This window comes from Streptomyces sp. NPDC002386 (assembly GCF_053593175.1).
On the sequence record NZ_JBSFBX010000012.1, the window covers coordinates 19145 to 40067 of the forward strand.

At 75.3% G+C, this 20923-nt stretch carries 18 protein-coding genes and 2 pseudogenes; 14 read left to right on the plus strand and 6 right to left on the minus strand.

Features of this window, described 5'->3' with window-relative positions:
- The first annotated feature begins 294 nt into the window (after positions 1–294).
- The gene (locus tag ACWCPN_RS23530) at positions 295–978 is read left to right on the plus strand and encodes a glycerophosphodiester phosphodiesterase (protein WP_199209544.1); all 684 of its coding nucleotides are present in this window, start codon (positions 295–297) and stop codon (positions 976–978) included.
- A gap of 27 nt (positions 979–1005) precedes the next feature.
- Here ACWCPN_RS23530 and ACWCPN_RS23535 read toward each other — a convergent pair whose 3' ends face one another.
- Positions 1006–1545 (minus strand): GNAT family N-acetyltransferase, encoded by a 540-nt coding sequence (locus ACWCPN_RS23535; protein WP_451209411.1) that lies wholly within the window; start codon positions 1543–1545, stop codon positions 1006–1008.
- Between the two features lie 70 nt (positions 1546–1615).
- Here ACWCPN_RS23535 and ACWCPN_RS23540 point away from each other — a divergent pair, with 70 nt between their 5' ends.
- The gene (locus tag ACWCPN_RS23540; protein WP_365124637.1) at positions 1616–2008 is read left to right on the plus strand and encodes a VOC family protein; all 393 of its coding nucleotides are present in this window, start codon (positions 1616–1618) and stop codon (positions 2006–2008) included.
- Between the two features lie 9 nt (positions 2009–2017).
- Here ACWCPN_RS23540 and ACWCPN_RS23545 read toward each other — a convergent pair.
- A pseudogene (locus tag ACWCPN_RS23545) lies at positions 2018–2842 on the minus strand (class I SAM-dependent methyltransferase); the annotation flags it as partial.
- A gap of 239 nt (positions 2843–3081) precedes the next feature.
- Between ACWCPN_RS23545 and ACWCPN_RS23550 the strand changes: the two are divergent.
- Complete coding sequence (locus ACWCPN_RS23550; protein ID WP_451209413.1) at positions 3082–3846, plus strand: VOC family protein; 765 nt, start codon at positions 3082–3084, stop codon at positions 3844–3846.
- Positions 3847–3861: 15 nt separating this feature from the next.
- On the opposite strand, the gene ACWCPN_RS23555 is transcribed toward ACWCPN_RS23550, so the two are convergent.
- Complete coding sequence (locus tag ACWCPN_RS23555) at positions 3862–4656, minus strand: MarR family winged helix-turn-helix transcriptional regulator (protein WP_451209944.1); 795 nt, start codon at positions 4654–4656, stop codon at positions 3862–3864.
- Positions 4657–4946: 290 nt separating this feature from the next.
- Positions 4947–6611, minus strand: a complete 1665-nt coding sequence (locus ACWCPN_RS23560) for an FUSC family protein (RefSeq protein ID WP_451209416.1) — start codon at positions 6609–6611, stop codon at positions 4947–4949.
- A gap of 166 nt (positions 6612–6777) precedes the next feature.
- Here ACWCPN_RS23560 and ACWCPN_RS23565 point away from each other — a divergent pair, with 166 nt between their 5' ends.
- The 8 genes and pseudogenes from ACWCPN_RS23565 to ACWCPN_RS23600 form a co-directional block, all read left to right on the plus strand.
- Positions 6778–7326 carry a DUF5134 domain-containing protein gene (locus tag ACWCPN_RS23565; RefSeq protein ID WP_451209419.1) on the plus strand — a complete coding sequence of 183 codons (549 nt, stop codon included), beginning with the start codon at positions 6778–6780 and terminating at the stop codon, positions 7324–7326.
- 126 nt (positions 7327–7452) lie between these two features.
- Positions 7453–8388 (plus strand): M56 family metallopeptidase, encoded by a 936-nt coding sequence (locus ACWCPN_RS23570; protein WP_451209422.1) that lies wholly within the window; start codon positions 7453–7455, stop codon positions 8386–8388.
- Positions 8389–8488: 100 nt separating this feature from the next.
- On the plus strand, positions 8489–9184 hold the full coding sequence (locus tag ACWCPN_RS23575) for a phosphatase PAP2 family protein (protein WP_451209425.1): 696 nt from the start codon (positions 8489–8491) through the stop codon (positions 9182–9184).
- Between the two features lie 10 nt (positions 9185–9194).
- Entirely contained in the window at positions 9195–9884 is a 690-nt protein-coding gene (locus ACWCPN_RS23580; protein ID WP_451209428.1) for an HAD family hydrolase, read from the plus strand.
- 170 nt (positions 9885–10054) lie between these two features.
- Positions 10055–10771, plus strand: a complete 717-nt coding sequence (locus ACWCPN_RS23585) for a TetR/AcrR family transcriptional regulator (RefSeq protein ID WP_451209431.1) — start codon at positions 10055–10057, stop codon at positions 10769–10771.
- A gap of 155 nt (positions 10772–10926) precedes the next feature.
- Positions 10927–12267 carry an FAD-dependent oxidoreductase gene (locus ACWCPN_RS23590; protein ID WP_451209434.1) on the plus strand — a complete coding sequence of 447 codons (1341 nt, stop codon included), beginning with the start codon at positions 10927–10929 and terminating at the stop codon, positions 12265–12267.
- Positions 12268–12396: 129 nt separating this feature from the next.
- A complete protein-coding gene (locus ACWCPN_RS23595; protein WP_451209437.1) occupies positions 12397–13809 on the plus strand; it encodes a nucleobase:cation symporter-2 family protein in 1413 nt (470 codons plus the stop codon).
- Positions 13810–13833: 24 nt separating this feature from the next.
- Positions 13834–14023: pseudogene (locus tag ACWCPN_RS23600) on the plus strand (pectate lyase); the annotation flags it as partial.
- A gap of 66 nt (positions 14024–14089) precedes the next feature.
- Here the strand turns inward: ACWCPN_RS23600 and ACWCPN_RS23605 are convergent.
- Positions 14090–14848 carry a PaaX family transcriptional regulator C-terminal domain-containing protein gene (locus ACWCPN_RS23605; RefSeq protein WP_451209440.1) on the minus strand — a complete coding sequence of 253 codons (759 nt, stop codon included), beginning with the start codon at positions 14846–14848 and terminating at the stop codon, positions 14090–14092.
- Positions 14849–14918: 70 nt separating this feature from the next.
- Between ACWCPN_RS23605 and ACWCPN_RS23610 the strand changes: the two genes are divergently transcribed.
- Both ACWCPN_RS23610 and ACWCPN_RS23615 read left to right on the plus strand, forming a co-directional pair.
- Positions 14919–16580: a DNA alkylation response protein gene (locus tag ACWCPN_RS23610; RefSeq protein ID WP_451209442.1), complete on the plus strand. Its 1662-nt coding sequence runs from the start codon at positions 14919–14921 to the stop codon at positions 16578–16580.
- Positions 16581–16726: 146 nt separating this feature from the next.
- The gene (locus tag ACWCPN_RS23615; protein ID WP_451209445.1) at positions 16727–18712 is read left to right on the plus strand and encodes a HEAT repeat domain-containing protein; all 1986 of its coding nucleotides are present in this window, start codon (positions 16727–16729) and stop codon (positions 18710–18712) included.
- 217 nt (positions 18713–18929) lie between these two features.
- Here ACWCPN_RS23615 and ACWCPN_RS23620 read toward each other — a convergent pair whose 3' ends face one another.
- The gene (locus tag ACWCPN_RS23620; protein WP_451209448.1) at positions 18930–19517 is read right to left on the minus strand and encodes an Rv1733c family protein; all 588 of its coding nucleotides are present in this window, start codon (positions 19515–19517) and stop codon (positions 18930–18932) included.
- A gap of 273 nt (positions 19518–19790) precedes the next feature.
- Here ACWCPN_RS23620 and ACWCPN_RS23625 point away from each other — a divergent pair, with 273 nt between their 5' ends.
- Positions 19791–20876, plus strand: coding sequence for a WD40/YVTN/BNR-like repeat-containing protein (locus tag ACWCPN_RS23625; RefSeq protein WP_392401390.1), 1086 nt, complete (start codon positions 19791–19793; stop codon positions 20874–20876).
- Positions 20877–20923 lie beyond the last annotated feature (47 nt).

A 20923-nucleotide genomic window follows, 5' to 3' on the forward strand; every position in this document is an offset into this window, starting at 1 on the left:
TGTTTTTCCTGCCCGAAACCGTGACGGCGGTCACTTTCGTTGAGAGCCGCGACACCGTTCGCGCCGTGCCCACCACTCGGATCCGGACGGTCAACTCCCCGGGGGACGCGCCCACGCCCGGGTGACGACAGGGGCGGATACGAGCCAGTCACCGCACGCCCCGCACTCCGATCCCCCGCGCAGACGCGGGTTCATCACGGGACCCGGCCGTTAGGCTGCGACTCTGCCGCGTGGACAGCGACGCCCGTCGGGTCCGCGGGCGCCGAGCCGCCGTCGACGGAAGCGAGTTGAACCTTGAACTTCCTTACCATCGGTCACCGCGGGGTCATGGGTGTGGAGCCCGAGAACACCCTTCGTTCCTTCGTCGCCGCGCAACAGGCCGGCCTCGACCTGATCGAACTCGATCTGCACCTGAGCAAGGACGGCTCCCTGGTCGTCATGCACGACGCGGAGGTGGACCGCACGACCGACGGCACGGGGCCCATCGCCGAGATGACCCTCGCGGAGCTGCGCGCCCTCGACGCGGGCCGCGGGGAACGCGTGCCGGTCTTCGAGGAGGTCCTGGACGCGGTGCGGACGCCGTTGCAGGCGGAGATCAAGGACGTGGCGGCGGCCCGGGCGCTGGCGGAGGTCATGCACCGGCGGGACCTGGTCTCGCGGGTGGAGGTGTCCTCGTTCCACGACGAGGCCGTCGCCGAGATCGCCCGGCTGGTGCCGGGGGTGCGCACGGCGCTGATCGCGAGCCGCTACGGGACCGACGTGGTGGACCGCGCCAGGGCGGCGGGGGCCGCGACCGTCTGCCTCAACATCCGGCGGCTGAGCCTGGAGGTCGTCGAGCAGGCGCGGGCGGCCGGTCTGACCATCATCGGCTGGGTGGTCAACACACAGGACCATCTGCGGCTCGTGCGCGCGCTCGGGCTCGACGGGGCGACCACCGATTATCCGGAGATCAAGCGCACCGGCCGCTTCACCGCGTGATCCGGCGCGCCGACTCCCGTCCGACCGTCACACCAGCGGCTTGACCAGCAGCTCGAAGCGGAGGTCGTCGCGCTGCGGGATGCCGAAGCGCTCGTCGCCGTACGGGAACGGGGTCGTCCGTCCCGTACGGCGGTAGCCGCGGCGCTCGTACCAGGCGATCAGGTCCTCGCGGACCGAGATCACCGTCATGTGCATCTCGCCGACCCCCCAGGTGGCGTGCGCCCGTCGCTCCGCCTCCGCGATGACGGCCTTGCCGAGCCCCGCGCCCTGGAGGGTGGGGCTCACCGCGAACATGCCGAAGTAGGCGGCGTCGCCGCGGTGCTCCAGCTGGCAGCAGGCGACGATCCGGCCGCCCTGCTCGACGGTCAGCAGCCGGCTGTCGGGCGCCTTGATGACCTCCAGCACGCCCTCGGGGTCGGTCCGCTGCCCCTCCAGGATGTCCGCCTCGGTGGTCCACCCCGCCCGGCTGGCGTCGCCCCGGTACGCCGACTCGATCAGCGCGACCAGAGCGTCGACGTCGGCGTCACCGGCGTCGCGGAACGTCAGTGCGGTGGCGGCGGTTTCCATGGGGCGGTCTCCGATCTCGGGCGCTGCTGAAGCAGGGACGAGGGTAACCCTGCCACTAAGCTCCGGATGCATGGTGCATGTACTCAGCAGCCGGACACTTCTGCGCCCCGCCGACCCCGAGCGCTCCCGCGCCTTCTACGGCGAGCGGCTGGGCCTGGCCGTCCACCGCGAGTTCGGCACGGGCCCCGAGCGGGGGACCGTGTACTTCCTCGGCGGCGGTTTCCTGGAGGTCTCCGGGCGCTCCGAGACCCCGGCGCCGCCGGATGTGCGGCTGTGGCTCCAGGTGGCGGACGTGACCGCGGCGCACGAGGAACTGCTGGCCAAGGGCGTCGAGATCGTACGGCCCCCGGTCAAGGAGCCGTGGGGCCTGATCGAGATGTGGATCGCCGACCCGGACGGCACCCCGATCGTGCTGGTGGAGATCCCCGCGGACCATCCACTGCGGTACCGGCCCGGGATCTGAGATCCAGGCCTTCTTCCCCGCTGTGAGCAGATGGCCGCTGACCCCGAGCAGCGAGGGCACGGACTCGGTCCGCCGCAGCGCGCGCAGCAGCGGTTCCCGGTCCCGGGGGTCGTCGAGCCGCCCGACGATACCGCCCATCAGCCAGGCGGCGCCCTCCACGCCGTACTGGCCGTGCACGCCGAGCCCCGCGTCGGTGAACTCGGCGGGTACCTCCTCGGGTTCATGGAAGTAGGCCGTGGTGAACAGCGACTTCACCCCGGCGGCGGGGCGCATGAGGCCGTCCCGGGCCGAGGCGTCGATCTGCGGCCGCCGGTCGGGGTCGAAGTACAGGCCGGTGGCGAGGTTGTCGTGCACCCCGGCGTACCGGTTGATGGTGGCGGCCACCACCGGTCCACCAGGGCGCAGCACACGGCGGGCCTCGGCGAGGGCCCGGACCCGGTCCTCGCGCTCGGGCAGGTGGTAGAGGGGGCCGAGGAGCAGGACGGCGTCCACGGACGCGTCCGGCACGTCCAGGGCACGGGCGTCGCCGACGCGGGCGGTCACTCCGGACAGCCGAGCCGCCCGTTCGACGTGCAGGGGCACCGGGTCGACCAGATCCACCGCGTACCCGTCGGCGGCGAGCCACTGCGCGTGCACACCGCTGCCGCCCCCGACGTCCAGGACGCGTGCCGGGGCGGGTGGCAGCAGCCGGCGCAGCACGTCCTGGGTGCGCCACAGCTCCAGGCGTCCGACGCCCGAACGCAGCCTGCCGTCCTCCCCGTCCCGGCCGTAGTACTCCGCGATCTCCCCGGCCAGTTCGGGAACCCCGCCCACCGTCGCCTCGTCCGCGTCCATGTCCGCACCCTGGCCGAGCGCCGGCGGGGGCGGCAAGCGAATTGCGTGCGCCGCGGGGGCTCTGCGAGGGCGGGCGGTCCCCTTGCCGCGGGACTTCGCGGAGCCCGCTCCGATGGCCGCTGTCAGTAGCGGGGGCTAGCTTCGGAGGAGGTGCCGCCGAGTCCCGCGGTGTGGGCGCGGGCGGGCCGGGGAGCGGGTGCGCGGGCGGGCCGGGGAGCGGGTGCGGGGAAGGAACCGAGATGGAGTTCGACAAGCCGGTGGTCGGCGGTCCCTGCTGGACCGAGCTGGGGACCAGCGATCCGGAGGGCGCCAAGCGCTTCTACACGGAGCTGTTCGGCTGGCGGCCGGAGACGGACCCGCGGCAGGAGGCGGGCGGGTACACGGTGGCGCATCTGGGGGACGCCGCGGTGGCCGCGCTCAGCCTGCTGTACCAGGAGACCCAGCCGGTCGCCTGGAACGTGTCGTTCGCGGTGGCCGACGCGGACGACGCGGCACGGCGGGTGGCGGACGCGGGCGGGACGGTGGTCCTCGGTCCGATGGACGTCTTCGACGTGGGCCGCTTCGCGGTGGCCGTGGACCCGACGGGTGCGGCGTTCCAGCTCTGGCAGGCGCGGAGTTTCCGGGGCGCCGGTCTGTTCAACGCGCCCGGCACACTCGGCTGGGTGGAGCTGGCGACCCGCGAGCCCGACCGGGCGCGGGACTTCTACACCACGGTGTTCGGCTGGAGCGTCAACGCCTCGCGGTGGTACACGCAGTGGGGCGTCGGCGGGGCGGACTTCGGCGGGATGGCCGAGATGGGCGACCGGTTCCCGCCCGAGGTGCCGGCCCACTGGATGCCGTACTTCGCGGTGACCGACGTGGACGGGACGGCCGAGGTCGCGCGGGCGGCCGGTGGCGAGGTGGTCGTGGCGCCCGCGTCGGTGCCGGACGGCCCGCGGGTCGCCGTGCTGCGGGACCCGCAGGGCGCGGCGTTCGGGGTGCACCGGGCCGGCGAGGAGGGCTGAGGGCGATTCCCGCGCTCAGGCGCGCGGGGGGCCCGTCCGGCCTTCCAGACGGCTGAGCAGGTCGCCCAGGAGCGCGGCGAGTTCGTCCTGGCCCTCGGGGGCGAGCACGGACAGCACGGTCGTCTCGTAGGCGAGTTGCTCGGGCAGGATGCCGTCCACGAGGTCGCGGCCCGCGTCGGTCAGCCGGAGGTGGGCGACGCGGCGGTCACGGGTGTCGCCGCGCCGCTCGATCAGTCCCCGCTCGGTGAGCTGCTTGAGCCGCTTGGTGACGGCGGCTCCCGAGGAGAAGGTCTCCCGGGCCAGCTCGCCCGGGGTCAGCTCGTGGCCGGTCCGGCGCAGCGCACCGAGCAGGTCGAACTCGGGGCGGCTGAGTCCCGCACGGCGCAGGGGGGCGTCCTCGGCCTGCTGGAGGAGGGCGGCGCAGCGGTTGATCCGGCCGATGACCTCCATGGGCCCGGTGTTCAGCTCGGGGTGCACGGCACGCCACTGCCGGACGACGGCTGCGACGGTGTCGTGCTCTCCGCCTCCGGCGTCCCGCCGCCCCCGCTCGGACTCGGCCTTCCGCCGGTCCCCGGGGGCCTGCCCGGCCCCGCTCGTGGCGGTCGGCGGCTCCTGTCCGTCCTCGCCCGCGGAGGCAAGGCGTCCGGTCCCGTCCTCGGCGGGCCGATCTTCGGGGCCGGCCTCGTCGCCTGCGTCCGGGCGGCCGCCCGCCGCGGAGGCCCGCGCCGCCGGGCGCTCCTCGGCCGCGTCGCGTCCGGCGTCGGGCGCTGCGCCCGTCCCGGCGCCGCCCGCGGCCCGCCGGGCCCCCACCTGCGGAGCCCCGGCCGCCGGCTGCGCTCCGGCCGCGCCGCCACCGGAACCCGGCCGACCGGCGGCACCGGCGGCCCCGGCGGCCCCGGCGGCCCCGGCGGCCCCGGCGGCCCCGGCGGCCCCGGCGGCCCCGGCGGCCCCGGCGGCCCCGGCGGCCCCGGCGGCAGCGTCGCCCCTGGAGGTCGTGGAGCCCGGCCCGCCCGTAGCGGAGCCGCCCGGCGCCGGTGCCCCGGTCCCCGTCGGTGCGCCGGCCCGGGTGTGCGCGGCCGGCGGTCGTCCGTTCGTCGGGGTCATGGCCGTGCGTCCTCCGTCGTGGTGCCCGTGTCCTGCGCCTGTGGTGCGAGCCCCTGGCGTCGTACCGTCGCGGCGAGCGTACGGTGTCCGGACTGCTCGGCCGGCACGACCCGCTCCTCGGGCAGGGCGCGCTGCCACCACTCGCCTGAGGCCGCGTCGGCCGTGGCGCGCAGATCGACCAGCGCGGCGGCCAGGGCACGCCGGGCACTCTCCAGGGCGCGGGGCGCCGGGTGCGGCTCGGCGAGCAGCCGCGCGGCGTTCTCGCGGGCGCGTTCCGCGGCGGTCAGCGCCTGTTCCAGGCGGTCGCCCGCGCGCCGGTTGGTGACGGCGACGGCCGCGACGAATCCGACCAGTGCGCCGACGAGGGTGTCGGCGACCCGTTCGCCGATGAGCTGCCCGGGGTCCTGGCTCCGGGCGAACTCGGTGATGAGCAGCGCCATCGGCGTGACGCAGACGGTGCCGAGCCAGTAGTTGCGGCTGATCAGTGCCTCGGCGCCGAAGTTGAAGGCGAGGCAGCTCAGCACCAGGGCCGCCGGGTGGAGGTGCGCCAGCGGCGCCACCGCGGCGAAGACGAGGACGCCCAGGAGGTTGCCGACGACGCGCTGGATGCTGCGGTTCCAGGTGAGGGTGACGTTGACCTGGTAGAGGGAGGCCGCGGTGACCAGAGCCCAGTAGGGGCGGCCGACACCGAGGGCCAGGGAGGCGTACCCGGCGAGGGCGCAGCCGATCGCGGTGCGCGCGGCGATGGGTGCGAGCGGGGCGAGCCGGTGCCGCAGCGGGCGGCGCGGGGCGGCGAGTTCGGCGTCCACACCGAGGAGTTCGTCGGAGGACTCGCGCGTGGACTCCACCCGCGGGATCCGGCCGGTGCCGCGCAGCTCGCGGGCCCAGACGCGCAGCCGCCCGGGGTCGGTGTCGGCGGGGGCGGCGAGCGCGACCTCGGCGCGGACGAGGAGCCGTTCGAGGGCGCGCCGGGTGCGGTCGGGCCGGGCGCCGCCCGCCAGCAGGGTCTGCCAGGCGGCGTGCACGGCGGCGGCGGTGGCGGCGCGGGCACCGGCGTGACCCTCGCCGGTGCCGCCCGTCTCGGCGTACGCGGCGGCCGCCGTCAGAGCCTGGGCGGTGGCCCGGCGCTCGGGACCGTGCGGGCGCAGCAGCCCCGGTGCCATGCCGACCAGCCAGGCCCAGACACCCGCCAGCAGCGCCAGTCCGACGTGTCCCGGCACCTGGCCGAGGGTCTGCGGCACGAAGAGGGAGGCGGAGCTGATGAAGGCGAGGATCACGTTTCCCGGCGGCCCGACGCGGCTGACGTCGCAGACCGCCTTCTGCACGGCCGCCATGAGGGCGCCCACGGTGACCAGGACGACCGCGCTGGTGGTGAGCGAGGCCGCGACCAGGGCGACGGCGAGGCCGCCGACCATGCCGAGCACCACCCAGGCGAGGACGCGGGCCCGGGCGGCGTAGGGCCGGTTGTGGCCGTAGAGCGCGCAGAGCGAACCGGCCATCGAGTACACCGCCAGATCGAGGCGGCCAAGGGCCAGCAGGATCAGATTGGGCGGAGCGGTGGCGACGACCACGCTGAGCGCGGGCTTGAACCAGATGTCGGAGGGCCGCCCGAGGCGGAGCACGCCGGCGAGGGGGAGACGGAGTCGGGTCGCACTGCTCATACCTACCAATTTAGCATGTGTTTTATCTGTAAAACATTTACGCTCTCCCTCCGCTCACCTGCCGTGCTCCGGCGAACGCTCCCCGCGTACACCCTTGCGCTTGCGTGCGCGCCGCATGCCGTGGGCATCGCAACCCTCGACCGACCGACGATCGGGGGGGTTGCGCGTGCACGGACCGGGTTCGCCGGCCTGGCTGCTGGTCGCGCTGTGCGCGGCCACCGGCGTCTACTGCCTGCTGCGGATGCGCAGCGGTGTCGAGGAGCAGCGCCGGGCCGCGGGCGGTGAGGCGCTGATGGGGTTCGGCATGGCCGCGATGGCCGTGCCCGCGACGGTGTTCAGCCCGCCGGGATGGGCCTGGCCGCTGTACGCGGCCGTGTTCGCGGCGGCCGCGCTGCGGGCTCTGTGGGCCGCGCGCACCGGACCGCATCATCTGCACCATCTGGTGGGCACCGCGGCGATGGTCTACATGTCCCTCGCCATGGCGGTCTCCCCGGCCTCGCACCATGCGCACACGGGTGCCGGAGTACCGCTGGTGACGGGCGCGCTCCTGCTCTACTTCACCGGCTACGTGCTGCTGGCGGGTGCCCGTCTGGTGCCCTCGGCCGTCCCGGCGGGCGCGCGGGCGGGGGTGCGCTGGGGCGACCGCCCGGAACTGGCGCGGGCGTGCCGGCTGTCCATGGGGATCGGCATGGTCGCGATGCTGCTGGCGATGTGAGCAGGCGGCGGCGCGCAGGACCTGACGGCGGCGGGCGCCCGGCGGCACCGAGGACGGAGCGTTGTCTGCGTCACTTCGGCTCCGAGGGCCGGTCATGAGCGGCGGTGCGCTCATAGGGTGCTGCCCATGATGGTCCCCGCGGTCCTGATGCTGCTCGGCGCCCTGACCGCCGTCCTCGCCCCGCGGCTGCTCGCGAGGGCGGACTGGCCGGACCGGGAGCCGGTGGTCGCCCTGTGGGCGTGGCAGTGCGTGGTGGCGGCCGTGCTGCTGTGCTGCGCCCTGTCGATGACGCTCAGCGCGGCCGCGGCCTGGCAGGCGGTGCGCGGCCATGTGTTCGGCACGGCTCCGCGCGCGGTGGTGGACGCGTACGCCCTCGGCACGGCCGGCCCCTGGGCGGCGCCGATCGCCGTGGCGCTGGCCTGCGGCGGCCTGTGGAGCCTGGCGATGCTGGTGCGCCAGGTCGCACGGGCCCGCTCGCGACGGCGTGCGCGCCGGGCCGGACTTCTCTTGCGGGCCCCGCTGCTGCCCGGCGAGGAACCGGCCGGCGGCCGGCTGGTGGTGCTCGAGGGAGAGCGCCCCGACGCCTGGTGGCTGGCCGGCGCGGCGCCCCGCCTCGTCGTCACCACGGCGGCCCTCACCCGGCTGAAGGGGCGTCAGCTGGACGCCCTCCTCGCCCATGAGCAGGGGCACGCGCAGGCCCGGCACGACTGGCTGCTGCACTGCTCGACGGCGCTGGCGGACGGGTTCCCGCAGGTACCGGTCTTCGCCGCGTTCCGCGACCAGGTGCACCGGCTGGTCGAGCTGGCGGCCGACGACATGGCCTCCCGGCGCTTCGGCCGGCTGACGACCGCGCTGGCACTGGTCGGACTCAACGAGGACCGGGGCGTCTTCGGCCCCTGCCCGACTCCGCAGGCACACGTGCCGCAGCGGGTGCACCGGCTGCTCACTCCCCCGGACCGCCTCCCGGCCCTGCACCGGCTGCGCCTGACCGCGGCCGCGGCCCTGGTGCCGGTGGTCCCGGTCCTGGTGGCCTTCGTACCGGGCCTGCGGGCACTGGGCTAGCGGCTCTCACCGCACCCCCGGGGCGGCGTCCGTTCCCCGATGACCGGCCCGGCGGCCGGGGACGTTGGCCATCGGCCGCCTCGTCGACGAGGATCGCGGCATGCGCCGCCGGCCGACCGCCTCCCCGTCCCGCACACCGCCCCGTCGCACGGCGCTCCGCGCGGCCGTCGTCCTCGCCGTCTGCACCGCGCTCCTGCTGGCGGTCGTCGTGCTGCGCTGGCATCCGCTGGTCGTCGTGGACGGCGACGTCTCCGTCACCACCCACCGCTGGGCGGTGAGCGACCACGGTGTCACCCACGCCTTCCGCGTCCTCACGGACTGGGTGTGGGATCCGCTGACCATGCGACTGCTGTGCGCCGCCGCGGCGGTGTGGCTCGGATGGCGCCGTGGGGCCCGGTGGACGGCGCTGTGGCTGGTGGCCACCGTGGCGCTGGCCGCGGTCCTTCAGCAGGGGGTCAAGTCCGCCGTGGACCGGCCCCGGCCGGTCTGGCCGGACCCCGTCGACCGCGCGCACTACGCGGCGTTCCCCTCCGGCCACGTCATGACGGCCACCGTCGTCTGCGGACTCCTGCTGTGGCTGCTGCACCGCCGCGGCGCCGGCCGGGTCCTGTGGCGTACGGCCGTCGCCGTGGCCGCCGTCTCGGTGGCCGGTGTGGGCCTGACCCGGGTGTGGCTGGGCGTGCACTGGCCCTCGGACGTGCTGGGCGGCTGGCTGCTGGGGGCGCTGGTGGTCGCGGTCGCCGTGGCGGTGTACGAGCGGCCGGGAGGCGGCGGGACGGGCCGGGCGTCCGGGTAGAGTCCGGCGCATGGCTGCCGTGCTCTTCGATTTCTCCGGGACGCTGTTCCGGATCGAGTCCACCGAGTCCTGGCTGAGTGCCGTGCTGAACGAGGCCGGACTCGCGCTCACCGGCCCCGAACTCAACGAGGCCGCCGCCGCGTTGGAGGCTGCGGGCGCGCTGCCGGGCGGGGCGGGCCCGGTCGAGGTGCCGGAGGAACTGGCCGGACTCTGGGCCGCCCGGGACGAGAGCGCCGAGCAGCACCGGGCCGCCTACACGGGGCTGTCCCGGCGCGTGCCACTGCCCGGTCCCGGTCTGCACGACGCGCTGTACGAGCGGCACATGTCCCCCGCCGCCTGGGCGCCGTATCAGGACGCCGCGCACGTGCTGCGCACGCTGCGCGAGCGCGGGACCGGCGTGGGCGTGGTCAGCAACATCGGCTGGGACCTGCGCCCCGTCTTCCGCGAACACGGCCTCGGCCCGTACGTGGACGCCTACACGCTGTCGTACGAACACGGCGTCCAGAAGCCGGACCCGCGGCTCTTCACGGCCGCCTGCGAGGAACTGGGCGCCGATCCGAGCCAGGTGCTGATGGTCGGGGACGACAGGACGGCGGACGGCGGCGCGGCCGCGCTGGGCTGCCGCGTGCACTTCGTGGACCATCTGCCGGTGGCGGAGCGGCCGGACGCGCTGCTGCCGGTGCTCGATCTGGCCGGCTGACCGGGCCCTCGCGCCCCGGCCCCGCCGGGACGGCGCGTTCAAGCCGTCCGCCTGAGACGATCCCCCGTGTCGCCCCAGACGGACGGCAGCTCTGAACGGACTCCGCACACGGCGGAGCCCCTGCGTCCGAGTATAGTTGGCTGGCAGCCAGTCAACGCAGGAGTTACAGGATGTCCCCGCGCAGCGCCTCGGTCAATGAAGAGTTGCGGCGGCGTTCCCGGGAGCGGCTGCTGCAGGCCGCGGTCGAGCTGGTCGACGAGCACGGGTTCGAGGCCACCACGCTGGCCGACATCGCGGACCGGGCGGGTTCGGCGCGCGGACTGGTGTCGTACTACTTCCCCGGCAAGCGCCAGCTCGTGCAGTCGGCCGTGCACCGGCTGATGCACCGCACGCTGGAGGAGGCACTGGAGCGGGAGCCCCGGACCGAGGACGGCGGCGAGCGCCTCGCCCGGGCCATCGACGCGATCCTGGGTCTCGCCCACGACCGCCCGGTGCTCATGCGGCAGCACATGGCCGGACTGCTCCAGGCAGAGGGCTTCGTGCAGTGCCCGGAGCAGCGACGGCTGTCCGAGCTGCTGGGCGATACGGTCGCCCGGTACGGCTCGGCCGACGTTACGGCCGACTACCCGATGCTGCGGGCCACGCTGATGGGCGCGGTGTTCGCGGCCCTGGTGCCCGGGGTACCGATGCCGGTCCCGGCACTGCGGGCCGAGCTGTTCAAGCGGTACCGGCTCGACTGGGAGCTGGGCACGCCCCCGGGCAGCGGTGCGGGCGCCGCGGCGGCCCCGTGTCAGGACCTCTCGCGCTTCTTCGCGACCGGGGAGCGGGCCAGGGCGGCGCCCGGGGAGCCGGCCGAGCGGGCCGCACCGCGGGACCCGGCCGAGTAGGCCGCACCGCGGGACCCGGCCGGACGGCACCCGGAGGCGGCGCGGCCGCGCGGACCCGCGTCCGGGTCACCCTCCCGGCCCCTGCCGCCCCGGACCGGGCGGTGCCATGCTGGAGCCGTCCGCACACTTTCTCCTTCGGGGCAAGGAGTACCGCCGTGCTGCGAGTCGCCGTCGTCGGTTCCGGGCCGAGCGGGTGCTACACCGCCCAGAACCTGGTCCAGCTCGATCCCGAGGTCCACGTGGACGTGCTGGACCGGCTGCCGTGCCCCTACGGCCTGGTGCGCTACGGCGTCGCCCCCGACCACGAGAAGATCAAGTCCCTGCAGGGCAGCCTGCGCGCGGTGCTGGAGCACGACCGGGTGCGGTTCCTCGGCGGGGTCCGGGTGGGCGGCCCGGGCGGACTGCCCGTGGAGCGGCTCCGGGAGCTGTACGACGCGGTCGTGTACTGCGTGGGCGCCGCCGCGGACCGCCGGCTGGGCATCCCCGGCGAGGAGCTGCCGGGGAGCTGGTCGGCCACCGAGTTCGTGGCCTGGTACAGCGCTCATCCGGACGCGGCCGACGCCGGGTTCGTACGCGGGGTGCGGTCGGCCGTGGTCATCGGCGTGGGCAACGTGGCCGTGGACGTCACGCGGATGCTGGCGCGGGGCCCCGGCGAGCTGCGTCCGACGGACATGCCGCAGGCGGCGCTGGAAGCGCTGACGGCGAGCGGGGTCGCGGAGGTCCACATGGTCGGCCGGCGCGGCCCCTCGCAGGCTCGTTTCACCACCAAGGAACTGCGCGAGCTGGGCGGCCTGCCCGGCACCGAGGTGTCGGTGGACGCGGGCGACCTGGCGCTGGACCCCGGGTGCGCCGACCCGGCGGCGCTGCCGGCCGTACAGCGCCGCAACGTGGAGGCGCTGCGCGGGTGGGCGGCGGACCGGACCGGCCGGGCCGCCCGCCGGATCCGGCTGCGGTTCTTCCTGCGGCCGGTCGAACTGGTCGCGCGGGACGGCCGGGTGGGCGCCGTGCGCTTCGAACGGACCGCGCCTGACGGCCACGGGGGCGTGTCGGGCACCGGCCGCTTCGAGACCGTGCCCGCCCAGTTGGTGCTGCGGTCGGTCGGCTACCGGGGAGTGCCGCTCGACGGGCTGCCGTTCGAGGCGTCGAGCGGCACCGTGCCGCACCGGCAGGGCCGCGTGCTGCGCGAGGGCGCCGTCTCACCGGGCGAGTACGTCGCCGGGTGGATCAAGCGGGGTCCGACGGGGGTGATCGGCACCAACCGGCCGTGCGCCAAGGAGACGGTCACCTCCCTGCTCACCGACGCGCCGGCGCTCGTACGCGACCGGACGCCCGACGACCCGCTCCCGGCGCTGCGGGCGGCCGGGATCGAGCCGGTGCCGTGGACCGGCTGGCTGGCCATCGAACGCGCCGAGGCGGAGCTGGGCGCACGGCTGGGGCGGGGCGTGGTCAAACTGGCCGACTGGGACGCCCTGCTGACGGCGGCGCGCACCGCCTAGCGGAGTCGGCGGCGCCCAGGTGGGCATGACACACACCGGCAACACCACAGAAATCAACAAACTGTTCAAGGCCCTTACGGTCTCGTGCTGTCCGGATGCCACTCCCCCACCCGCCGCCCTGGAGTCCCCATGTCCACGACCGCAGACATCCACCCCGTCGACGAGATACCACCGGTGCGGCAGCTCGCGGCCTTCGGCCTGCAGCACGTGCTCGCGATGTACGCGGGGGCGGTCGCGGTGCCCCTGATCGTGGGCGGCGCGATGAAGCTGCCGCCCGCGGATCTGGCCTATCTGATCACCGCCGACCTGCTGGTGTGCGGGATCGCCACACTGATCCAGTGCGTCGGCTTCTGGCGGTTCGGTGTGCGGCTGCCGATCATGCAGGGCTGTACGTTCGCGGCCGTGTCGCCGATGGTGCTCATCGGGACGACGGGCGGCGGGCTGCCGGCCGTCTACGGCTCGGTGATCGTGGCGGGACTGGCGATCATGCTGCTCGCGCCCGTCTTCGGACGGCTGCTGCGCTTCTTCCCGCCGCTGGTCACCGGGACGGTGATCCTGATCATCGGACTGTCGCTGCTCCCGGTCGCGGGCAACTGGGCCGCGGGCGGCGTGGGCGCCAAGGACTTCGGCGAGCCGCGGAACCTGGCGCTGGCCGCGTTCGTGCTCGCGGTGGTACTGGCCGTGCAGCGGTTCGCGCCCGCGTTCCTGAGCCGGATCGCCGTCCTCTCCGGCATCGTCGTGGGTCTGGGGGTGGCCGTGCCGCTGGGGTTCACCGACTTCGGCGGCGTCGGTGACGCCGACTGGGTGGGCGTCAGCACCCCGTTCCACTTCGGTGCGCCCGAGTTCAGGGCGTCGGCGATCGTGTCCATGCTGGTGGTGGCGCTGGTGACGATGACGGAGACGACCGGTGACCTGATCGCGGTCGGTGAGCTGACGGAGCGCCGGGTCGAGCCGCGTTCCCTGGCCGACGGCCTGCGCGCGGACGGCCTCTCGACCGTCCTCGGCGGCGTCTTCAACACCTTTCCCTACACGGCGTACGCGCAGAACGTGGGGCTCGTCGGGATGACCCGGGTGCGCAGCCGGTGGGTGGTCGCGGCGGCCGGCGGCATCCTCGTGCTGCTCGGTCTGCTGCCGAAGCTGGGGGCGGTGGTCGCGGCCATTCCCGCGCCGGTGCTCGGCGGGGCGGGCCTGGTGATGTTCGGCAGCGTCGCGGCGAGCGGCCTGCGGACGCTGGCGCGGGTCGACTTCACAGGCAATCACAACCTGACGGTGGTGGCCGTCTCGGTGGCGGTCGGCATGCTGCCGGTGGGCGTGCCCACGGTCTACGCGAAGTTCCCGGACTGGTTCCAGACCGTGATGAACAGCGGCATCAGCGCGGGCTGCCTGACGGCGATCGTCCTCAACCTGCTGTTCAACCACTTCCCGGACCGGACCGGTTCGGCGGCGGCCGGGACCGGCGCGCGGGCCGAGGCCGGGCCCGGGGCGGCGCCGGCCGGAGGCGGCGAGCAGGGAACCGGGCGAACGGCCCCCGGTACGGCCTGAGCCGACGGCCGGGCGGCAGGCGGTGCCGCCGCCTACGGCGACAGCGCGACCCTGAAGAACATCACCATCGTCGGCGACAGCGGCAGGAAGATCGTCCCGTGCCAGAAGTACGTCGGCAACAACACGGGCAAGGAGCCGTCGACGAACGGCTCGGGCGCCGACGGCACCTACCACCTACTGCGGGTACGCCTCATCGGACATCACCCACCAGTGAGCGTCCCCCGGGTGTGAGGGGCCGCCGTCCCGCCGGGCGGTGGCCTCCGCGCGTGCGGCGGCGGAGCTATCGCACGCGGCTCCGCCGGCCGAGCGACGCGGACAGTTCCTGCTGGTAGTCCGCGTAGGCGGTGCGCAGATCCTCCCCCGGCCAGCCGGCGGGCAGCAGGCCGGCCGGCAGCACGGGGTCGGTGAGCAGGTGCCGCACGGCCGCCGCGAAGGCGGTGAGACGGTCGGCCGGCCGGCGGGCCGCGGCGGTGCGGGCGAGCAGGATGTGCGCGGTGGCGGCCCACTCCTCCAGGGGCCACAGCCGGGCGGCCAGGTCGTGCGGGTCGCCGTCGGGGCGCGCGGTGTACGACAGCGTCACGCGCGTGAGGCCGGCGGGCAGCGCCCTGCCGAGGTTGGCCGGGCGCAGCCACACGCCCTCACGGAGTTCGGCCAGGCGCAGGGCGGTCAGGCGGGTGCGCAGATCGGCCCGTTCGGCGGGGCCGCGGCCCGTCGCCGTGATCACCAGCATCTCCCAGTCCCCGTGCCACGCGCGCGTGGCGGGGCGCAGCGCCTCGTCCTGGCGTCGCTGACGGGCCAGCAGCCGGTCGCTGAGCCGGTAGACGGCGTCGGTGCGCCGGAGGTCGCCCGCCGCCACCATCCGGCTGAGCGCGGCCCGCAGCGTGGAGCCGCCCACGCCGAAGGGCTCCACCAGCCCGACGAGGTCCTTCACCGGAAGCTCGGGCGGATGCGCGCCCAGGAGCAGGCTCAGCACGACCGACCGCGCGGACAGCGGCCGCAGCGCGGCTCCGCCCGGCTCGGCTGACACGTTCATGCGCATGGGCAGACACTGTACGGAGACTTGTTGTTGCATTATTGCTACAGCCGCAGCAAGAGTGCAACATGGCTCCATGGACTCGACATCCGCGCAGCCGCGGTCGCGGTACGCCACCCACGACGTGACCAACCAGGCCCCGCCCCTGGCCCCGTACGACACCTCGGAGGATCGGGCCCTCCTCGAGGGACTGCGCCGGGAGGGCGCGGGCTGGGCCGAGGACGGCCTGCGGCGGCTGGGGCGGCGGGCCGGCAGCGCGGAGGCCCAGGAGTGGGGCGAGCTGGCCAATCTGCACGAACCGGAGCTGCGCACCCACGACCGCTACGGCCACCGGGTCGACGAGGTCGAGTTCCATCCGAGCTGGCACCACCTGATGCGGACGGCGGTCGCCGAGGGCCTGGCCGGCGCCCCCTGGGCGGACGACCGCACCGGCGCCCACGTGGCGCGCACCGCGGGCGGCCTGGTGTGGGGACACACGGAGGCCGGGCACGGCTGCCCGACCTCGATGACGTACGCCGCCGTGCCCGCCCTGCGCGCCCAGCCCGACCTCGCCAAGGTCTACGAGCCGCTGCTGACCAGCCGCGAGTACGAGCCCGGGCTGCGCGTCCCGGCCGAGAAGCCCGGGCTGCTCGCCGGGATGGGCATGACCGAGAAGCAGGGCGGTTCCGACGTCCGCACCAACACCACCGTGGCCACGCCCACCGCGGAGGCGGGCGTCTACACGCTGCGCGGGCACAAGTGGTTCACCTCGGCGCCCATGTGCGACGTCTTCCTGGTGCTCGCGCAGGCCCCGGGCGGCCTGTCCTGCTTCCTGGTGCCGCGCGTGCTGCCGGACGGCAGCCGGAACACCTTCCGCATCCAGCGACTGAAGGACAAGCTCGGCAACCGGTCCAACGCGTCCTCCGAGCCGGAGTTCGACCGGACGGTGGCATGGCTGGTCGGGCCGGAGGGCCGGGGGGTGAAGACGATCATCGAGATGGTCAACTGCACCCGGCTCGACTGCGTGATGTCCTCGGCGACGCTCATGCGCAAGACGCTCGTCGAGGCGGGCCATCACGCGCGTCACCGCAGCGCGTTCGGCGCCCGGCTGATCGACCAGCCGCTGATGCGCAACGTGCTGGCCGATCTGGCGCTGGAGTCGGAGGCGGCGACCACGCTCACCCTGCGGCTGGCCGGCGCCGCGGACCGCGCGGTGCGCGGGGACGCCGGGGAGCGGGCCTTCCGGCGGATCGCGACCGCCGTGGGCAAGTACTGGGTCACCAAGCGGGGACCGGCCTTCACCGCGGAGGCCCTGGAGTGCCTGGGCGGCAACGGGTACGTCGAGGAGTCCGGGATGCCCCGCCACTACCGGGAGGCCCCGCTGCTCTCCATCTGGGAGGGCTCGGGCAACGTCAACGCGCTCGACGTGCTGCGCGCCCTGGGGCGGGAACCGGACACCGCGGAGGCCCTGTTCGGCGAACTGGCCCTCGCGCGCGGGGCGGACGCCCGGCTGGACGCCGCCGTGGCCGGGCTGCGGACGCAGTTGGCGGAAACCGGGCAGGTGGGCGCCCGCCGGCTGGTCGAGCGGATGGCGCTCGCGCTGCAGGCGTCCCTGCTGGTCCGGCACGCCCCGCACCCGGTGGCGGACGCCTTCTGCGCGACCCGGCTGGGCGGCGACTGGGGACACTCGTTCGGCACGCTGCCCGCCGGGACCGGCCTGGACGCGGTCCTGGAGCGGGCCCTGCCCGACGCGGGCTGAGCCCCTCCCCGGCGAGGGTCCCGGCCTCCCTCGCGGTGGCCGGTGACAGCCGACGAATCGCACACAGTCAGCGCATGCTCGCGCTTCGTTGTCAGTGCGGTGGTGCAGACTCGCGATCAGGTGCCACTCGTCTGGGGGAGGGGATCGTGTTCACCGGGATCGACGAGGTCGACTGGGCCTCGCTGCGGCACGCGTACGGCAGCGCACAGGACGTGCCCGGATGGCTGCGCGGACTTGCGTCGGCGGACGCCGCCGAACGTCAGACCGCGCTGGACGGCATGTACGGCACGGTGCACCACGAGGGGAACGTGTACGACTCGACGCTCGCCTGCGTCCCCTTCCTGTTCTCGCTCGCGGCCCGCGAGGCGGTGCCGGATCGGGGCTGCATCGTGGAACTGCTGGTCAGCATCGGGGCGGAGAGCGGGGACGCACGCGCGCGCGAGGCGGTCCGGGCGGACGGCGAGGTGTTCGTGCCCCTGCTCGGGGATCCGGACCCGGGGGTGCGGCGGGCGGCGGCCGGCGCGGTCGTCCGCTTCGTCGACGATCCGGCGCGCGTGCTGGGGCTGCTGCGGCAGCGGATACCCGTCGAGCGGGACGGCCGGGCGCTGCTCGCCCTCACCGAGGCCGTCGGGCTGTTCGCGCGCCGGTACCCGGCACGGGCCGCCGCGGTGGACCTGCTGGCCGCGCAGAGCGCCCCGCCGCACGACCCCGGGCTGCGCCTCGCGGCGCTCGGCCAGCTCGCGCTCGGTGCGCCCGGCCGGCTCCCCGCCGACCTGGTGCCGACCGCCGTACGGCTGCTGCGGGAGCGGTCCGCCCGCCGCGCGCGCGTCCCGGACCGCTCCGCCAACGACACCCTGGTGGGCCGATTACGGCGGCTGCGCCCCTCCGACGAGGAGGGCGCCCGACTGCTGCGCACCCTCCACACCGCGCTCGGGGACCGGACCGGCGACCGCGTCACCCTGCTGACCGGGCAGTTGACCAGCCCGGATCCGGTCGACCGGGGCAACGCCGTATGGATGGCGGCCGTGCTCTTCCGCGGCTGGCGGGCCCGCTTCACCGGGCCGGTGGCCCTGGTCGGCAGTCAACTGGGCACGGACGAGGAGTGGTTGCGGGATGCGGCCGTCTCCGTCCTGTCGGAGCTTCACGGCCTGGCCGCTCCCGCGGCGGACGACCTGCACGCCCTCGTCGCCTCCCGGCCCGATCTGTGGACCCACCGCTGGGAGCGCGGCGCACCCTCCGTGGGCGGCGCCCTCAAGGCCCTGGCTCGCAGCGGCGATCCGCGGGCCGTCCCGGTGCTGGCGCAGGTGCTGGCCGGCCCGGTCGTGCCCGGCGGTCTGGGCGACGAGATCGCGCACCTGGGCCCGGCCGCCGCTCCCCTCGCTCCCGCGCTGCGGCACCGGCTGGGGCGGATCCCGCTGGACTCGCCGGACGCCGGCTCCTGGGCCGCGCCGCTGCTGACGGCACTGCGGGCCATCGGGGACGTGGAGGCGGTGCCGGAGGTGCTGCGACTGCTGACGGGCGCCCCGGACGGCCTCGGCGCGCGGGACGGAGTCGCCGGACAGGCGGTCGGGACACTGGACGCCCTCGGCGCCGCCACGCGGGCGGCACCGGTCCTGCGCGCGCTCCTGCACACCCGGCACGCGGCCGCCGCGGCGGGCGCGCTGTGGTCGGCGGACGGTGACGCCCCGGCCGTGCTTCCCGTGCTGGTACGGGAGCTGACACAGGGCGAGCCGGGCGTCCGCCGCCTGGCCGCGCGGCAGTTGGCCAGGATGGGCCCGGCGGCCCGCGCGGCCCTGCCGGAGCTCCGCCGGGCGGCCGCGTCGGGGCAGGCCGGGCAGCGGACCCTCGCCGCGTGCGCGCTGTGGCACGTCGGCGGGGACCCGGAACCCGTCCTGCCGGTGCTCCGGGCCGCCTGGTCGGAGAGTCCCGGCGCCCGGGGCCCGATCGCGCGGTGCCTCGTCGCGATGGGGCCGGCGGGCGCGCCGTTGCGGGACCTCGTACTCGCGGAACTGGCCGCCCCACGACGGCACACGGCGCGGGCGGGCGGACACGGCGGCCGCGCGATCGCCGAGGACGAGGCGCTGCTCAGAACCTGCGAGGAGGTGCTGTCCGCCGCACCCGAGCGCTCGTGAGCCTCTTTCCGATCACGCGGGGCGCATGGGGGTCCCGTGGGCCCTGGTGGTCTGCGGGACGCCGGGAGCGGGTGGGCCGTCGTGGTCCGCGGGATGCCTGAGGCCCGGGGAGCCGGTGTGCTCCGTGGGACCCTCAGGCCCGGGGCGCCGTTGTGGGCCCGCGGGGGCTCGGGAGCCGGTGATCCGTTCCGGACGTATCCCGGCGTGGTCCCGGGCGTCACCACGTCATCCGGCCCCACTGCGGTCCCAGCCGGGCCCATTCCGCGTCCCAGTCGTCCATGCGGCGGCGTTCCAGCCGGCCGCGGAGGGCGAGTCCGCCGGCGAAGGGGACGGCGGCGGCGCTCAGTCCGACCAGGCCGCCCATGAGAACGGCGCGGAAGGTGGCCTCGGACTCCGTGGCCGGGCGGCTGACGAGGTGACCCTGCGGGTCGGTCCACACGGTGACCGGGCTGCCGGCCGCGCTGCCCGGCACGACCCGGGCCTGGCCGGAGTGCGCCGAGCCGTCGGCGGCGGTCCAGCGCACTCGCGCCCAGACCCGCTCCGCACCCGAGGTCTCGGAGGCGCTTCTTCCGGGGGCCCGGGCGACGACCCGGGCCACGACGGGCCGCCAGGCGGCGCGCTCCCTGGCCAGTCCGTGCTCCACCGACCGGGCGGCGGCGAGTCCGGCCGCCGCCCCCACCAGGACGGTCAGCAGCCAGGCGGCGAGCACCACCCAGGCCTCCAGCACGTCGGACCGGCGCCGCAGCGGATTGCGCCGCCAGCGCCACAGCCGCACCTTGGGACCACGGAACGCCTTCAAAGGCATCCTCCTCACGAGCGCACCGACGGGCCGGACCGCACTCCCATACGGGCGCGGCCGCCCCGTTGCTCACGACGAACCGTCTCCCCGACGGTCGCACGAGAGTCCCCCTCCGCGCAGGCGCATGGCGCAACGCGTCGGCACCGGTCCGCGCGGCGGGCCGACCTCACCGCTGTGACCTGCGGCGACGCGGCTCGCAGGGGGGACTGTCAGTGGTGGGGTGCAGACTGACCGGTATCTGACGACTACCTGGACGACGACGTCCCGGAGGTGACCGGCATGACCGAGGTCCTGCTCGCCGTGGGTACCCGAAAGGGTCTGTTCATCGGGCGGAGGCGAGGTGGCGGCTGGGAGTTCGACGACACTCCCTACTTCAACGCGCAGGCGGTCTACTCGGTCGCCATCGACACCCGGGGAGACCGTCCCCGGCTGCTGGCGGGCGGCGACAGCGCGCACTGGGGCCCGTCGGTGTTCCACTCCGACGACCTGGGCCGCACCTGGACCGAACCGGCCCGGCCCGCCGTCAGATTCCCCAAGGACACCGGCGCCTCGCTGGAGCGGGTCTGGCAGCTCCACCCGGCCGCCGCCGAACCCGGTGTGGTGTACGCGGGCACGGAACCGGCCGCGCTGTACCGCTCGGAGGACCGCGGGGAGAGCTTCGAGCTGGTGCGCCCCCTGTGGGAGCACCCGACCCGTTCCCGGTGGGTGCCGGGCGGTGGCGGCGAGGGGCTGCACACGGTGCTCACCGACGCGCGCGACCCGCTGGCCGTGACCGTCGCCGTGTCCACCGCCGGGGTGTTCCGCACCCGGGACGGCGGGTCGAGCTGGGCGCCGTCCAACTCCGGTGTGTCCGCGGTGTTCCTGCCGGATCCCGATCCGGAGTTCGGTCAGTGCGTGCACAAGGTCGCGCGCGACGCGGCCGACCCCGACCGGCTGTACCTGCAGAACCACTGGGGCGTGTACCGCAGCGACGACGCGGGCGGGAAGTGGACCGACATCGGCGCGGGACTGCCGTCGACGTTCGGCTTCGCGGTGGCCGCCCATCCGCACCGGGGCGGGACGGCGTACGTCTTCCCGATCAACGCCGACGCCGACCGGGTGCCGGCCGGGCGCCGCTGCCGGGTCTACCGTACGGAGGACGCGGGCGAGAGCTGGGAGCCGCTGTCCAAGGGGCTGCCGTCCGAGGACCACTACGGCACCGTGCTGCGGGACGCACTCTGCACGGACGACGCCGATCCGGCCGGGGTCTACTTCGGCAATCGCAACGGTGAGGTGTTCGCCTCGGCCGACGACGGCGACACCTGGCGGCAACTGGCGTCCCATCTGCCGGACGTGCTGTGCGTGCGGGCCGCCGTGATCGGCTGAACCGGGTGATCGTGCGAGGGAGGTGAGGGCGGCGGCCGGCCGGGAGG

Coding starts and splice junctions, on each gene's coding strand:
- ACWCPN_RS23560 (WP_451209416.1), bottom strand. CDS start 6,611: ATGAGCAGTGCGACCCGACTCCGTCTCCCCCTCGCCGGCGTGCTCCGC.
- ACWCPN_RS23595 (WP_451209437.1), top strand. CDS start 12,397: ATGTCCACGACCGCAGACATCCACCCCGTCGACGAGATACCACCGGTG.
- ACWCPN_RS23540 (WP_365124637.1), top strand. CDS start 1,616: ATGGTGCATGTACTCAGCAGCCGGACACTTCTGCGCCCCGCCGACCCC.
- ACWCPN_RS23550 (WP_451209413.1), top strand. CDS start 3,082: ATGGAGTTCGACAAGCCGGTGGTCGGCGGTCCCTGCTGGACCGAGCTG.
- ACWCPN_RS23585 (WP_451209431.1), top strand. CDS start 10,055: ATGTCCCCGCGCAGCGCCTCGGTCAATGAAGAGTTGCGGCGGCGTTCC.
- ACWCPN_RS23610 (WP_451209442.1), top strand. CDS start 14,919: ATGGACTCGACATCCGCGCAGCCGCGGTCGCGGTACGCCACCCACGAC.
- ACWCPN_RS23625 (WP_392401390.1), top strand. CDS start 19,791: ATGACCGAGGTCCTGCTCGCCGTGGGTACCCGAAAGGGTCTGTTCATC.
- ACWCPN_RS23575 (WP_451209425.1), top strand. CDS start 8,489: ATGCGCCGCCGGCCGACCGCCTCCCCGTCCCGCACACCGCCCCGTCGC.
- ACWCPN_RS23570 (WP_451209422.1), top strand. CDS start 7,453: ATGATGGTCCCCGCGGTCCTGATGCTGCTCGGCGCCCTGACCGCCGTC.
- ACWCPN_RS23605 (WP_451209440.1), bottom strand. CDS start 14,848: ATGCGCATGAACGTGTCAGCCGAGCCGGGCGGAGCCGCGCTGCGGCCG.
- ACWCPN_RS23535 (WP_451209411.1), bottom strand. CDS start 1,545: ATGGAAACCGCCGCCACCGCACTGACGTTCCGCGACGCCGGTGACGCC.
- ACWCPN_RS23620 (WP_451209448.1), bottom strand. CDS start 19,517: ATGCCTTTGAAGGCGTTCCGTGGTCCCAAGGTGCGGCTGTGGCGCTGG.
- ACWCPN_RS23580 (WP_451209428.1), top strand. CDS start 9,195: ATGGCTGCCGTGCTCTTCGATTTCTCCGGGACGCTGTTCCGGATCGAG.